This is a genomic window from Parasphingorhabdus sp. JC815 (genome assembly GCF_040717415.1).
GTDB lineage: Bacteria > Pseudomonadota > Alphaproteobacteria > Sphingomonadales > Sphingomonadaceae > Parasphingorhabdus.
In genome coordinates this window covers 63,472-78,748 of sequence record NZ_JBFEFM010000003.1, presented here as the reverse complement: position 1 = coordinate 78,748, position 15,277 = coordinate 63,472, and the positions used below count along the sequence as shown (strand labels likewise).

The following is a 15,277-nucleotide window of genomic DNA, read 5'->3' as shown; positions in this document are numbered from 1 at the left end:
AGCGATCTGCCTCACTCTGATTGCAGGCTGCGGCGCAGCTTGGCTGACAAACTTCGCAGGAAATAAATCTGTCACAAATGACCCACAACAACGTCTCGCGTCGCGACATTTGATCATCGATGAAGAAATATAAATCGACGTAAGTAAATGCTCAGGGCAATAGAACTGCTTTGACACAGATCCCCTGATGTTGATCGCTCACCGCTTCATTAATTTGTGACAAGGGGTAGGTTTTGATCATGCGGTCAAATGGCAAACGGCCCGCTTGATAATGTGCAATCAGCTCCGGAATGAATGTTTCAGGATCGCTGTCACCTTCAATAATACCCATAATCCGGGAGCCAGGAGTCATAATCGTATTTATATCTATGGGAATTAACGTGCCCGGCGCCGCGATACCAACCAATCCGACTAGCCCCCTAGGTGCCAGAGCGCCAAAGATTGCTTCAATGGTTTCGGGTCGTCCAGTAGTATCCAGCGCATAATTTACGCCAGATGGAGCGATTTTGCGTATTGCAGCTGCCAAGTCCTCTTCCGCAGTAGGGTCAATGGAATGAGTCGCACCAAAATTATGCGCCAGCTCACGTCGCGATGACAATGGCTCTACCACAATGATCGTCGCGCAATGTTGAATTGCTGCGCCCATGACTGCGCTCAATCCAACAGAACCGCCACCGGTAATTAATAATATGGAATCTTCTTCGCATGCCATGGAACGCATGATTGCACCAGCGCCGGTCTGAATACCGCAGCCGAGAGGTCCGGCCATCTCTAAAGGAAAGTTCTCAGGAACAAGAACTAAATTACGTTCATAAGTTATAGCGAAATTGGCGAACGAAGATTGACCAAAAAAATTGGAGGTAACGGGTTCATCGCCGTTGAAAATCGATGTCGATCCATCGATGCGTGTTCCAGCATAATTAAGCTGGGGCATAGTATGACAATAAGAAGGATAACCATCTTTACACTGGACGCATTCACCACATGATCGAAAACTGATCGCCACGCGGTCTCCCGGTCTGAATTTTGTGACAGCGCTTCCTGTTTTTTCTACAATTCCTGAGCCTTCATGCCCAAAAACTCCAGCCCCGGTATAACCGAAGCCGCCTGATTGCGCTACAATATCAGTGTGGCACAAACCGACACCTACTATACGAACCACAATCTCGTCGTCACGGGGGTTGTCAAGAGTGAGGTCACGGATAACAAAAGGATCACCGGCTCGGTCGACCACTGCTGCACGGATAGTATTTCCAGTCATTTTGAGTTTCCCTGTCAGTAAATAACTAGGCGCTGCTCACTTAAATCAGCGTCACTTAAATCAGCGCCTGGTTATTGAGTCGATGGATCTGACAATGATGATCAGAAACTGCCACGTAGCGTAATGCCATAGGTGCGCGGCGGTGCAAGATAGGCATTTTCATCGCCGGCTTGAATTGGAGTATTGAAAGAGAGGTTGGTGTAAGTCTTGTTGAACATATTTTGTATCCAACCTTCCAACTGCCAGCCACTGTCTACGGACTTAATTCCGATGTTTCCGTTCATTATACCGACGCCACCTCTTTTGGTCGATGATGCCGTATTTATGAACTGACTGGACGAATATTGATACTGAACACGGCCAGTCAGATTGATATCATCGTTAATCGGTTGATCGAGATTCAGGCTCGCGTTGCCCGAAAGTTTCGAAGCATAGCGAAAGCGCTGGCCCGATAGCGCTGCTGCAAGCGCAGGATCAGTGCCATATTTAGCATGCGGCAACCAGATACCATCCAGTCCTAATGTCAGGCTTGGCGTTATTTCAAACAGGTTTTCAATTTCTGCGCCATATAGCTCTGCAGATTTAGCGTTGAGAACTGTAAATTGCAGCCCCACGAATTGAGCGACCTGTAAATCCGATATCTTATTATAAAACAAGGCAATATTTGTACGTGCCCTTCTATTCATATAGTCGATTTTACCGCCAATTTCAAAAGCATCAACGGTTTCCGGGTCGAATCTTGGATCAAGCGGCACGGCGCCCGGTACTTCAGCAGGATTATTGGCTCGTACGCCAGCTCCGTTTGCATCTATGTTGACACCGCCTGCCTTGAATCCGCGGTTATATGTAAAATATACCATGGCATCACTGGTAGGCTTATATTGGACACCTAATGTGCCACTAAGAGCCCTGTCAGTGGTAGATGCTGCATAGGGAGCTCCCGGCTGTATACCCAGAAGGCGAAAAGCATCATTTGGTTGGGAACGATAGAAACTGTTTCTGAAAGACCCCTTCTTTTTCTCAATTGAATAGCGAAGTCCTGCAATGATGTTGAACTGATCACTTATTTCAGCATTGATATGAGCAAACGCTGCATAAGAAGTACTGGTGCCAGCCATATCTTCTCCTGCCCATTTACCGGGGGCTGCAAAAGCTGTTCCGGGAGGCGCTCCAGGCACTGCAACTGATACGATTGCATCGATATATGCCTGCCCTTGCGAATTCCAATACAGATCGCGGGTCATGTCCAACTGTTCTTTTGAATAAAAGCCGCCAACGACGAAGTCTGAATTTAATGCATCCAAACGACCATTATAAGTGAGTTCTTGGGAGAAAAACTGGCTTTTAAAGCTCTCGTCCAACGAGAATATATCTGCTCCGGTAAAATCAGAATCAACATCCAATTGGACAAGCTCGAATTCACGTAGCGAAGTTACAGATTTTAATGTGCCAGCGCCCAATGCGAAGTCCGCCAATAAGGTCGCGCCATAATCTATTATTTTCTGTCGCGAGGGGCTGGTCAAGACCTGCTCACGGTCCTTTAAACGTCGCGATGGCAAAACTGAACCGCGCGCTATTGTAAGGGCGTCTACTAAAGGTTGTGTAGGCCCATTAATAAAATCACTGGTCCCATAACAGCAATTCCCTGTCGATTTAGAATAATCCGCTATTACCCGCATGGTAAAATCGCTTGACGGGTCTATTAGGAGTTGCGCCTTATAAGCTTGTGCATCAATACTGTTGTAATGCTTACCCGAGTTCGGATCACTCAGATGGCCATCATCCTCTGTGTATAATGCCGCCACACGCAGCGCGGCAACTTCGCTGAAAGGTATATTGATAGCACCCTTGATGTCCAACGCATTGTAATTGCCATAACCTAATTCTATATTTCCACCTAAATCCATAACATCAGGAGTTGTGGAATTGACAAGAACCGCACCAGCAGATGTGTTTTTGCCAAAAAGCGTTCCTTGAGGACCGCGCAACACTTGAACCGCCTCTATATCCAAGAAGTTTTGAAGCGCTGACGCTGCACGGGTTCGATATACACCATCGATGAATATCCCAACCGCACCTTCAAAAGTACGGCTGTTACCAGTAGTTCCCAAGCCGCGAATAACGACGTTGGCACTAGACGATGAGATGTTCGACGAGCGAAACTGAATGCTAGGAGAAATGTTGGTAATGTTGGAAATATTTTCAATCCGCGCCATTGCCAAAGCTTCGGCATCCGCCGCCGTGATCGCCACAGGCACATCCTGCAACCGTTCCTCACGTCGTTGGGCAGTCACAACAATTTCCGATAACCCCCCGGCTTTTGCTTCAGCTTGAGACTGATCTTCCTGACCAAATGCGGGCATTGCGCCGAAACTTACACCTCCGAGCAACGCTAATAATGCAACACGGCGACTCGATCTTAATATTTTCATATATCCTACCCTGAACTTTAATTGATTGATTAATTATGCAACAAATTAGTTGTGCGTTTAACTAATGTCAACATTGGATCCGGGCCCGTCAAAACTTTCCAATTCCGTTCAGATTGCTGGTGAAATAAACGTCATTTGTCGGATAACTGTACAATTGAAAGCCTGAAGATGTCGGGGTTTTAATCAATGGCTTATTGGATAGCTCAAGGAGCGTTTGTAATGGATCATTCAACATCTCTATTGCCCAGCCCGATTACTAGTCCCCAAACAAACTCTATCCAATGCTTTCATTCGTGGCCCAAGACAAAAACATGAAAAATGCGCCTGATATTTATCCGCAGAAAAGCGAGAATTTACTCGTCTCCCATCCTGAATATGTGACGCGACTGTTATCGGAGCACCAGAGCCGTAAACGGGAGAAAAAGTGGCAGCAATTATTCAGCCAGCTGATCGCGATGATGCAAATGGCATTTTGCTAATTCTGTAATTAGCAGTAATTGCCGCTGTTAATTGGCTTACATTGACTGCACAAAATTAGAACTGGGCTATCATTCGCACAAATTGATCTTTACGGTGAAGACAAGGCTTTCAAAAATAACTTACGGGCAGTTATCGCAAAGGAGCTCATATCAGTATCTGGAGCTAGCAAATAATGTACTGCTATACCCAATTGAAAACTTCCTATCAGTAGTGCTGCTGAGTCCGGATCGAGATCATTATCGATCACGCCTTCCTCCTGTCCGCGAGTGATCAACTCAGCCAATTTATCCCGCACAGCTAGATGTCGATCCTTGAAAAATTGCTGTGCAGGTTGGCGATTGGCTACGGCGTCAGCCATGATTACAAAATAAGCGCTTAAAAAATCTTCTCCAACGGTTTGCAGCATCTCATCTGTATATCCTTGAATTTTTGCTAAAGGGTCTGCTGTCAAAGTCATTCGAGCTTCAAATTTTTCGCTGGATGCTTGCACAATGCTTTTCAACAGCTCTAGAATAAGCCCATCCTTTGAGCCGTATTTTTGCGAAGCCAATGTTCTGCTGTACCCCGATACTTCACCAATACGCTCAAATGTCACAGCATTATATCCCTCGCGCGAGATAATCTTGGCAGCAGCTGATTTCAGGGCGGCATCGGATTTTTGGCGTCTTACATGCTGTTTTACTCGTTTTTTCAAATCAACTCCTGCACTGTAACTACTCTATAGTCTTGGTTTTTAAAGGAGCTGTCAAACAGTTTTGCTTTCCAATAGGTTATCATCGAAATTGACATTCAGCCTCCATGTATTGTGATGATGTTTATCTAAAGGAGCACTTCTTAGGTTGGAATAATACACTGGCGATTTCATCGCTTCGCTCATGTCATCGTCTGGATATCACCAATGCAACCAAATCGCAGACGCAGCGTTATATTTGTTGGCAAGCTGAATACTGCCCAGAACCCTGCGTCGTCGACAGAAGCTACGCGCAAACTGATTGAACAGTTTTAAACCCAAATATTAGGAGCGACTTATGAACATTCTCATCGCCGGTGCGACCGGTAACACCGGGTTACGGCTAGTCGATCAATTGAAATCCAAAGGCCATTCCCCAATCGCTCTGGTCCGGCAATCCTCGGACATCAGCTCCTTGCCAGCGGACGTGACGAAACGCCAGGGCGACCTGACCGATCTTCAGCCCGGAGTCTGTGATGGATGTGATGCGGTAATTTTTGCTGCTGGCTCTGGCAGTTCGACCGGCCCTGACATGACTGATAAGGTCGACCGGGATGGTGCCATACAGCTGATTGATCTGGCCGTCGATGCGGGTGTATCACGATTTGTCATGCTCAGCAGCGCTGGCGCGGACAAACCCGATCCGGAAAGTGACCTTGCCCATTATCTGCAAGCAAAGCACGAAGCAGATGAACATCTGAAAGCGTCCGGCCTCAGCTACGCCATTGTCCGGCCCGTCGCCCTCACCGACGATGATGGCGACCGCAACATGCGTTTCGGTGATGATGTCGACTTAAAAGGGAAAGCTGCACGAGGCGACGTGGCCGCAGTTCTGGCAAATGCGGTGGACGACAGCGAATGGACTGGCAAAGCCCTATTGATGCAGTCCGTATAAACCAGCGGCTGAACAGAAATAGCCACTTCTTTACAGCCACTTCCTTGGCACCGCGGTTGAACCAGCCTTTTCCATATATAGGCAGTCTGAAAGGAACTGAACCTTTTAGACTGCCCGTTCAAGGGGCCGAGCGAGATACCTCATCCGGCTTTAAGCTTGGTCTTTGCCGCGCGGCCTATCCAATGTGCATGAAATACTTCCGATTTAATCGGTTTAGATATATGCCAGCCCTGACCCACATCACACCCTAGTCTGGTGAGTGTATCCATGCATTGCTGATCCTCGATCCCTTCAGCTACTACCTTGAAACCCAGAGCATGGGCCATCTGGATGGTGGACTTGACCATCACATAGTTGGTTTTATCGGTATTGATCGTCTTGACGAAACTCTGATCAATCTTGATTTCATCGACTGGCAGACGTTGGAGATAACTCATCGTCGATTGACCGGTTCCATAATCGTCGATTGATATTTTGATACCGGCTTCGCGCATGCGATTAAGTGCGATTATGGTAAGATCGAGGTCAGCGAGCGCCGCAGTTTCGGTGACCTCGAAAATAACTTGGCTACTGATGACCGGCGATGATTCAACGATCTTAATGGTATTTTCCACAAATTTGCTATCACCGAGTAACTGGGCGGAAATATTGATCGAGCAACTCAATTGCGTTTGATCATGCCCCCATCGAGAAAGATCTTTTAACGTCTGCTTCAAGACAAACAGGGTTAATACATCAATTCGACCTGCTTTTTCGAGCATCGGTATGAAAACCGCTGGACTAATATAGCCTTGATCCGGGTGGTGCCAACGTACAAGCGCTTCCGCACCCTGCAATATGTCGGACCTCATATTCCATTTCGGCTGATAAACCACCGTGAGACTTTCGTTCTCGATTGCCAGATCAAGGTCGGCCAGCAGTTGAAGCTTGTCGCCAATCGACCGATCGACGTTTACATCGTGGATAAGCCACTTCTGTCCTGCCTCAATGGCTTGCTCGGATGCAATAATAGAATTATCGAGAGTTTCACGACTGAAACCAAATGTCGCGTTTATCTTGATTTTCTCTTGTCCTACCATGACGGGAGATTGAAGCATCACAATGGCAGTTTCAAAATGCACTTCAATATCAGCGATATAATCATCTTTAATGACCCATGCGATTATATCAGTGTCCACATGGAAAACACGTTCATCGAGAGACAGAAATTTTAAACGTTCCGCAATGTTTTTGAATAATTCGCAGCGTGATTGTTTGTCAGTTACCACCAAAAGTTCATGAAAACTGGTAAGCTTTGCTGTCGCGATATTGCATCTATCTCCTTCAGCCATGAATTGCAGCATCGCATTATCATTCGGTAATCCGCTGATGGCATTGGTGAAATGACTCGTGTTGAGTGCCAGAGTTGTCGCGAACAGTTTTTTGAGGAATAAAAACGCTCCTAGGAATAAATAAGTCGGCACAATGGAATATGAAAATAAAGAGCCATATTCGGCAGCTATCAAGATGCCGGATAATATAATGCCGATAGTCCACGTAATTCGGGTAATCGCCTTTTCGTCGGTTCCTTTGTTCGCAAAAAAACAAAGCAATATAATCGCAGCGATCGCTAACGGCAGATATTGACTCAGACTTTGTAAGTTAGTGCCTTGCAACAAAGTTTCTGCTGCCATCGCTTGAATGAATACGCCCGGAATCACTCCGAAACGGCTGACCGGGTAACGATCACCCAATTCTATCGCAGTGGCGCCAATTATCACTTTAGCATTTTTCAGTTCCGGTATCGGCTGGTCCGCAGCCAAAATATCCACAAAGCTGAGACGCGGAATAGTTTCCAATTTTATTGACTGGTCAATATCAAAATTTTCATTAATATTTCCCGATACTTCAGCTACCATACTAGCCAGTGATGGCCGCGCTATACCGGCTGTTTCGGTTCCAAAACTATACTGGTTAAGCTGCCCTCGCTTGTCTGGATGAACATTGACGGAAGCAAGAAAAGCATTTTGACGTAATATTTTTATCGGTAAACTTTCAAAATCCGCCTTTTGATTACTAGCTCCCCGCTGGCGAAAAGTAGGTAAGATAATCGTTGCGTCGGAACGCGCTATAGATTCCGCAAAAGCCTTATCATCTTCGGCGGTGGAATGTGAAGAAAAGTCAACGTCGAAGGCAATTTGCGTGACACCAGCTTGACTGAGCTTATCAACCAAATGTGCGTAATATTTGCGAGGCCATGGCCAACTGTCGAGCTCTTTTAATGATTTGGCGTCGATCTCTACTACCGCAATTTGTCCGGTTGCCTGCCTTTCCAGAATATCTGCGCGCAAATCTTTAAGTTGCTGCTCGACCTCGGAGCCGACACCGGTCACGCCCATAGCGAGCCCCGCACTCAAAGCCAAGGCCCAAGCCACTAGCACGCGATGAAGCGCATTCAAATGAATTGAGAAAAATGGTGCTTTCAATAATTTTCTCCACCGCTCGTTTCACTAATCTTTACGGTAGAGGTTTATATTAAAGGTTAACCCGCACTGTGCATATCTTACAGCAACCAAATCTGGCACGTTAGAAAAGCAATTAATTACAGTATGTCCAGCTTTAAACGCAGGTCTAATAATATAGTATCGCCGTCGTCATCATCAGCGTCATCGTCGCCATCTTCATCATCTTCATCATAGCCATCATCGGCATCGTCATCTTCAAAGTCATCATCGTCGCCGTCATCATCATCTAGATCATCGTCATCGCCGTCATCATCATCGTCGGCGGCGTCGTCATCATCTAGATCATCGTCGTCATCGTCGTCATCATCGCCGTCGTCGTCGCCGTCATCATCGAAGACATCATCATCATCGTCGTCATCGTCGTCATCGTCGTCATCATCATCGTCGTCATCGTCGTCATCGTCGTCATCATCGCCGTCGTCGTCATCGTCATCGTCGTCATCATCTAAATCATCGTCGTCATCGTCGTCATCGTCGTCATCGTCGTCGCCGTCATCATCGAAGTCATCATCATCATCATCATCGCCGTCGTCGTCATCGTCATCATCTAAGTCATCATCTAAGTCATCATCATCGCCGTCGTCGTCATCATCGCCGTCATCATCATCGTCGGCGTCGTCATCGTCAAAATCTTCGTCAGCTGTGGTTTCGGGATCCGTCGTCTCATCGAATATAATTTCTTCTGACGTGGCTGCTACGCCACTGGTCGATAGAATTTCACCGCCAATCAGACCATTCGTCAGCGTCGCCAATTCCACCGGCTCTTCGATAATCGCTTCCGTAATTGAACCGGAGAAACCCTTATTGGTTAACCCATCTGCGACAATTGAACTCTTTATAACAGCTTCGGTTTGCTGTGGTGCTGTCGTGCTGACTTCCTGTTTATTGGGAGATTCAATTGTCCGACGCTCGCCATCGAAAACGACCAAGCTAAACGGATCCGCTGAATTGATCATACCAATCATTCCAGCGGTGACAAGTTGCGAAGCACCTTCATCTAGGGTTTTGACTTCGACCGCTCCCTCAGTAACCTGAACAGCGGACCCTTCATCCGAAACAGTTACACTGAATGTTGTGCCTTTTACTACGGCTGCGAGATAGGGTGTCTGGACACTAAAATGCGGTGCTTTTTTCTTACCTATACGGTAAATCACATTACCGAAATACTCGATAATCTGTGTTAAAGATCCGCTTTCTTTGGGGTCAGCGATCGCAATATGACTTCCTGGGGCAACTACCAGATATTCACCCTCGCGTGTGAGAACAGCACGACCCGACCGGCTGGTTTTGATGACATCCCCGGCAATAAGATTGGAAGACCGGGTAGCAGTTTTAATAACCCCTTTTCGTGAAACGGTTACACCGCCCTTGATTTCCGAAATTTGCCAACCTGGAGTTCCCGCATAAGCAGCCCCACTGGTCATCAAGCTCACAATCACACAAGATTTGACAATTATTCTAGTCATAATTTGCCCCAATCAACTTATTTAGAATTAAGTCAGTGGATACCCTTTTAAATAGCGGATACAAAAATATAGATAAGTTAAATGAATAACAGACTATTAGGAGAAACAGATAACAAAGGGTTAATAATTACTATCGCTAACATAAAATTAACTGGTTTCAGGCAAGAAGAACCACGCAAAATGATATTAAAACAGCACTGGCTCTCTAATGAAATCTGCAAAAATCGGCGTCATATTATCGATCTTGATTTTACCTGCCCAAACGCAGGCAAACGCTATGTCACCGCAAAGTGACGACCAAGTAGGCGATTGGCTATTAAGAAATTCGGAGAAACAGGATGACGATTTAGAGCCATCTTCTACGATACCGGCCATTCAAACCGCGCTCAATCAAACGGCTCCTATTCAACCTGCCCAAAATCAATCAACAAATGAACCAGAAAATGAGCCAAATTTTCGGATCGGTGCAGTGGGAGTTGTTGGCGCTCAAGAAATTGATATCAGCATTTTTTCTTCGGCAATAGAGTCCGCGATTGGCGCAGAAGCGACCGATGAACAACTTGCGTCCTTGTCACAAGAGATGGCAAGAGTTGCACGGGACCGGGGCTATATCATGGCGTCTACATCCATACCTGAGCAAGCAATACAAATGGGGGTTGTCCAAGTACACCTGATAGAAGGTGTCATTGATGAAGTGAGAATTATCGGATCCGAGAATAAACAAGTCGAACGGATATTGAAGCCGCTTGAAGGGCTGGTAGCGAAGCTTGACATTCTCGAACGAAAACTCTTGCTGGTCGGAGATATACCGGAAATCGCAGTCAGGGGAACCGAGTTTGCCCAGGAAGATGGCCGCAATATACTACTTGTAAAGGTCCACGAGAAAAACGATCGGTTGCGTGCTAAAGTAGACAATTACGGAACCGAGCGTTTCGGGCCGATAAGAGCCAGAGTTTCCGGTGAGTTTAAGTCTGTAGTCACTGATGCTGACCAGATTGGTCTTAGCATCCGAACCAACCCGGTTGATCTATCAGAAATCTTTTATGTGAGTGGATATTATGAAACCGCGATTGGCACTAATGGATTACGAATGGGCGTTGCCGCGTCGGTCGGCAACACCGCTCCTGAAAGTCGCTCTGGCAACGGAGACCGAAATGGAGACAGCTTTTATTTGTCAGCAATCACCAGTTATCCGTTAGCAAGATCAACGGCAGGCAGTTTATGGTTGGAAGCTGAAGGCGCTTATCTAACTGTTGATCAGGATGAACTTGGATCAATGATACGGGACGATACAAGCGTAACCGTATCACTGGGCTTGCGTAGCGAACTTCCTTTGCTGGGCGGACGTATGCGTACCCGGTCGACAATCGTACGAGGCTTAGGAGTTTTTGGTGCTACCCGTCTGGGAGATCCACTGGCATCGCGACGTGATGGAGACGGTGTTTTCACCAAAGGTGTATTCTGGACTGACTTCAGAACTGGCTTGAGCAAGAATGTCGAAATTTACTTTTCCGGCAAAGCCCAAATTGCCGACCGTCCCTTACTATCTACAGAAGAACTGAGTATTGGCGGCGCTTATAGAGTGCGCGGCTATGACTTCAGCGAGTTGTCCGGTGACGAGGGCTTTTATGGCCTTGGAGAAGTCAGATATGAAATCAAACGTCCTACGCCGTGGATACGCAAACTACAGCTCTACGCCTTTACAGACGTAGGATATGTAAATGATATTAAGAAGGACTCCAGCGAAGGCAGCCTATATTCAGCAGGACCGGGTATCCGCGGCTCGCTGGGCCCTGTAAATTTTGAGTTGGAAGGTGCATTTCCGATCAACAAGGTCCGCAAGGATAGTGGCGACAAAAGCCCGCATCTGAACATGAGTGTCGGGGTGAGTTTCTAAAAGTTGATAGTATATCCGTAAGCCTGCATCTTGAACCGGGCAAAGCTATACCATCCATTTTACAAATCAGCTATAATTTGCTCTCTTTGGCCCCAAGATCGTAAGTTGAGACTATTCGCGCGATCAATTAATTGTTCAACATCGCCAATTTTGAAATGTCCGGCCGAGTCATAATCGCCCAGTTCATCCCAAGTCACCGGAGCCGCTACCGGCGCTCCTGTCCTTGCGCGGACAGAATAAGGCGCGACAGAGGTCGACCCGCGCTGGTTGCGGAGCCAATCGATGAATATTTTTCCCTTTCGCTTCTTTTTGGACATGGTTGCGGTGAACCGATCCGGTTCTGACCGGGCCAATGCTATAGAGAAGCGGCGGGCAAAATCCTTGACCTTTGGCCATGCCGCCTGCGGCGTTAACGGAACATTGATGTGAACGCCCTTGCCGCCGGATAGCATGGGAAAACTCACAAGGCCAAGATCAGCGAGAGTCCGGTGAATATCCTGTGCGGCCTTTTTGACATCGTCAAAATCCAGTCCCTCGTCAGGGTCCAGATCAAATACCATCCGGTCGGGTCTCTCCAGCGGGTCAGTGCGTGAGCCCCAGCCGTGAAACTCGATCGTTCCCATCTGAACGCAGGCGAGAATACCGACGACATTTTCGAGATAGAGATAATCCGCAACCCCGCCATTTTTTTCGGTGATTGCTATTGCCTTGACATGATCGCCGAAACTGCCTGCATCATGTTTCTGGAAAAAACATTTTTTCGCGCGACCCTGGGGACATCGCACCAAGCTGATCGGGCGATGGGCCACCCACGGCAGCAATAAAGCGCCAATACTCGCATAGTAATCAGCGAGATCGCCCTTGGTAGCCTTGGCTTCGGGAAATATGATCCGATCGCGGCTGGAAATTTTAAAACTTAATCCGTCCATGCTTGAGGAATGAGTTTCCGGCCTTTCCGGTTTAACTTTGCTGGCAGCCTTGTCGCTGCGCAATCCCAGAAAGCTACCATGGCGCACACGGCCGTCCCCGGTAAATTCCGCAAAGGCGATCTCGGCTACTAATTTGGGTGTCACCCAACGGGCATCCCGGCTTTCGGTTTTTGGCACCTGCGCCGGAGCGGTTTTGCGCGCCAGGCGCTCCATCTTTCCCGCCAGATCCTCCATCATATCTTCAGTAAATCCGGTGCCCACGCGGCCTTTGTAAACCAGTTCATCGCCTTCGTTCTGGGCAAGCAACAACGAAGCAAAGGGGCGACCTCTCTTGTCCGACTTGCGCCAGCCGATAATGACAAATTCCTGCCGGCGGGTGCATTTGATTTTAAGCCAGTTTCTGGAGCGCCGACCGCGATACGTCGCATCGACGCGCTTGGAGATAATACCTTCCTGACCCGCCCCGCACATCATATCGTATAATTTCTCGCCCGCACTAATGATATAATCAGCCAGACGGATCGCAGCATTGCCATCTCCAATCAGCGCCTCGAGCCGGTGCTTACGCTCGATCGTAGAGAGTTTCGTCAAATCTTCGCCTTGGTTTTCCAGCAGATCAAAGACGAACAGGGACAATCCGCCAGCATCTTCCTTGAGTGCTTTCTGAAGCGCAGAAAAGTCCGGGTTCCCGTTACCGTCCAGCTTGACGATTTCACCGTCGATCAGCGCTGAATCCAGCCTGAGGCCGGCAGCAGCTTCCGCGATTTCCGGGAACTTGTCAGTCCAGTCCTTACCTGAACGAGTGTAAATCCTGACCTTGTCACCTGCCACGGCCAACAGGCAACGATAGCCATCATATTTGATCTCGTGGAGCCAATCGTTACCCGCTGGCACTGTATCAACCAGTGTCGCAAGCTGGGGTTTCTGGAATTGAGGCAGTGCGCCATATCCGGATTTCTTCTTCGGTGTCCCGGCCTTGCTCTTTGTTTTATTATTGTCCTCAGACGCCTTCATCGCCCCGGCTAAATCATCGCCTTCCTCAAGTGAAAACTCGCCATCTTCGTCAGCCGCTATTTCGGCCATCACGCGACCGGTTCTCACGCTGGCAAGTTCACCCGCGACCAGATCATCACTGCCGGCTGCATATTCATCGTCGATCTTACGTAACAGCCAATTCTCGCGTTTTTCACCCTTCCTCCCGCGCATCCGGACAAGCAGCCATTCACCCTTCATCCGCTCGCCCATGAGAACGAAATGAAGATGGCCCTTTTCAAGATCGTCGGAGCTCTTGCCCTTAACCGGCGCCCATGTACCCGTGTCCCATAGCATCACAGTGCCGCCGCCATATTCGCCTTTCGGGATAGTGCCTTCAAATTCGGCATAGGATAGCGGATGATCTTCCGTCCGCACGGCCAGTCTCTTGTCATCGGGATTAAGGCTAGGCCCCTTGGTCACTGCCCAGCTTTTGAGAACCCTGTCGATCTCGAGCCGCAAATCAAAGTGAAGCCGTGAAGCTGCATGTTTTTGCACAATGAAACGGTTTCCGTCCGCTTTTGCCAATTTTCCAGCAGGTTCGCGGGTTTTGTCAAAATCGCGTTTGTGATTATAGGCGGCGAGCGGGTCGGGCTTTTTTGACATTGTTTATCCCGATTTGCGCTTTTTACCGCTATCTTCGCTCTCGACCGATTTTTTGAGAGCGGCCATCAAATCGATGACATTGCCCCCCGGTTCCGCACCTTCATCCACATCCTCAAGTATTTTCTTGCCACCCGCCTTGCGTTTTTTTGTAATCAGCTCTTTCAGGGCTTCGACATAGCGGTCCCTATATTCATCGGCGTCGAACGGCGCTGCTCTATCCTCAATCAGTTTTTCGGCTAGACTGAGTAGCTCCTTGTCGGGTTTAACGTCGTCAATATCTTCGAAATAGCCATGCGCTTTTCTCACCTCGTCAGCATAGCGCAGGGTTTCCAGCACCATGCCGTTGCCGCAGGGTTTCAGGCTGACTACATGCTCCTGCCCGCGAACTGCCAACTGACCGACACCGACTTTTTTTGTTTTCCGCAGAGCATCTCTGAGCACCACATAGGCTTCCTCGGCCAGATCATCGGCCGGAACGACATAATAGGGCTTTTCGTAATAGAGTACGTCAATGTCAGATGCGTCAACGAATTGGGTCAGGATCAGGGTCTTCTTGCTTTCAAGCTTCACCGCATCGATTTCATCCTGATCCAGCAGGACATAGCTATCCTTTTCATATTCGAAACCCTTGATAATGTCGTCCCGATCAACCGGGCCGATTCCAGGAACGACTTTTTCATATTTAACGCGCTTACCCGACGGTTCGTGAATTTGGCGGAACGAGATTTGGGCACCGCTTTTGGTTGCTGGATAGATTTCGACGGGGATCGAAACTAACGCTATTCTGATTTGACCTTTCCAATAAGCTCGTGCCGCCATTTTTTATCCTTGCGTCAAAAAGTCGTAGCCTTGCATCATGTGCACAACCGGAGAAAATCCCAGAACCGCCGTGATGATATTATCCAACCCAGTAGAGCGATCTGACTCCCCAAGCTTTTCGTAAACGCGTGGCGCTTCCATTGGTTGCAACTTAGATAGTGAGAGATATTCTTAAAACTCGCGGTTTCATTTCCACGTTCCAGCGCTATTATATGCATCATCTTAA

The 15,277-nt window shown here is 48.0% G+C and carries 10 protein-coding genes; 3 read left to right on the top strand and 7 right to left on the bottom strand.

What is annotated here, in order from left to right:
• Positions 1-151: 151 nt before the first annotated feature.
• Both AB1K62_RS08495 and AB1K62_RS08490 read right to left on the bottom strand, forming a co-directional pair.
• Complete coding sequence (locus AB1K62_RS08495; RefSeq protein ID WP_367002929.1) at positions 152-1,261, bottom strand: NAD(P)-dependent alcohol dehydrogenase; 1,110 nt, start codon at positions 1,259-1,261, stop codon at positions 152-154.
• Between the two features lie 101 nt (positions 1,262-1,362).
• Positions 1,363-3,693, bottom strand: coding sequence for a TonB-dependent receptor (locus AB1K62_RS08490; RefSeq protein WP_367002927.1), 2,331 nt, complete (start codon positions 3,691-3,693; stop codon positions 1,363-1,365).
• Positions 3,694-4,004: 311 nt separating this feature from the next.
• Here AB1K62_RS08490 and AB1K62_RS08485 point away from each other — a divergent pair, with 311 nt between their 5' ends.
• Entirely contained in the window at positions 4,005-4,172 is a 168-nt protein-coding gene (locus AB1K62_RS08485) for a hypothetical protein (RefSeq protein WP_367002925.1), read from the top strand.
• An 89-nt stretch (positions 4,173-4,261) separates the two neighbouring features.
• Here AB1K62_RS08485 and AB1K62_RS08480 read toward each other — a convergent pair whose 3' ends face one another.
• Positions 4,262-4,867 carry a TetR/AcrR family transcriptional regulator gene (locus tag AB1K62_RS08480; protein ID WP_367002923.1) on the bottom strand — a complete coding sequence of 202 codons (606 nt, stop codon included), beginning with the start codon at positions 4,865-4,867 and terminating at the stop codon, positions 4,262-4,264.
• Between the two features lie 334 nt (positions 4,868-5,201).
• Here AB1K62_RS08480 and AB1K62_RS08475 point away from each other — a divergent pair, with 334 nt between their 5' ends.
• Positions 5,202-5,798, top strand: coding sequence for an SDR family oxidoreductase (locus AB1K62_RS08475; RefSeq protein WP_367002920.1), 597 nt, complete (start codon positions 5,202-5,204; stop codon positions 5,796-5,798).
• Between the two features lie 140 nt (positions 5,799-5,938).
• Here the strand turns inward: AB1K62_RS08475 and AB1K62_RS08470 are convergent, their stop codons facing one another.
• Positions 5,939-8,263: an EAL domain-containing protein gene (locus tag AB1K62_RS08470; RefSeq protein WP_367002918.1), complete on the bottom strand. Its 2,325-nt coding sequence runs from the start codon at positions 8,261-8,263 to the stop codon at positions 5,939-5,941.
• A 116-nt stretch (positions 8,264-8,379) separates the two neighbouring features.
• Complete coding sequence (locus AB1K62_RS08465; protein WP_367002917.1) at positions 8,380-9,768, bottom strand: FecR family protein; 1,389 nt, start codon at positions 9,766-9,768, stop codon at positions 8,380-8,382.
• Positions 9,769-9,976: 208 nt separating this feature from the next.
• Between AB1K62_RS08465 and AB1K62_RS08460 the strand changes: the two genes are divergently transcribed.
• On the top strand, positions 9,977-11,665 hold the full coding sequence (locus AB1K62_RS08460) for a ShlB/FhaC/HecB family hemolysin secretion/activation protein (protein WP_367002916.1): 1,689 nt from the start codon (positions 9,977-9,979) through the stop codon (positions 11,663-11,665).
• A 59-nt stretch (positions 11,666-11,724) separates the two neighbouring features.
• Here AB1K62_RS08460 and ligD read toward each other — a convergent pair whose 3' ends face one another.
• Both ligD and AB1K62_RS08450 read right to left on the bottom strand, forming a co-directional pair.
• A complete protein-coding gene (ligD, locus tag AB1K62_RS08455; RefSeq protein ID WP_367002915.1) occupies positions 11,725-14,232 on the bottom strand; it encodes a DNA ligase D in 2,508 nt (835 codons plus the stop codon).
• A gap of 3 nt (positions 14,233-14,235) precedes the next feature.
• On the bottom strand, positions 14,236-15,051 hold the full coding sequence (locus AB1K62_RS08450; RefSeq protein WP_367002913.1) for a Ku protein: 816 nt from the start codon (positions 15,049-15,051) through the stop codon (positions 14,236-14,238).
• Between the last annotated feature and the right edge of the window lie 226 nt (positions 15,052-15,277).

Bases quoted from the DNA above. Each gene is read 5' to 3' on its own strand.
- AB1K62_RS08495 (WP_367002929.1), bottom strand. From the start codon at position 1,261: ATGACTGGAAATACTATCCGTGCAGCAGTGGTCGACCGAGCCGGTGAT.
- AB1K62_RS08490 (WP_367002927.1), bottom strand. From the start codon at position 3,693: ATGAAAATATTAAGATCGAGTCGCCGTGTTGCATTATTAGCGTTGCTC.
- AB1K62_RS08485 (WP_367002925.1), top strand. From the start codon at position 4,005: ATGAAAAATGCGCCTGATATTTATCCGCAGAAAAGCGAGAATTTACTC.
- AB1K62_RS08475 (WP_367002920.1), top strand. From the start codon at position 5,202: ATGAACATTCTCATCGCCGGTGCGACCGGTAACACCGGGTTACGGCTA.
- AB1K62_RS08465 (WP_367002917.1), bottom strand. From the start codon at position 9,768: ATGACTAGAATAATTGTCAAATCTTGTGTGATTGTGAGCTTGATGACC.
- AB1K62_RS08460 (WP_367002916.1), top strand. From the start codon at position 9,977: ATGAAATCTGCAAAAATCGGCGTCATATTATCGATCTTGATTTTACCT.
- ligD (WP_367002915.1), bottom strand. From the start codon at position 14,232: ATGTCAAAAAAGCCCGACCCGCTCGCCGCCTATAATCACAAACGCGAT.
- AB1K62_RS08450 (WP_367002913.1), bottom strand. From the start codon at position 15,051: ATGGCGGCACGAGCTTATTGGAAAGGTCAAATCAGAATAGCGTTAGTT.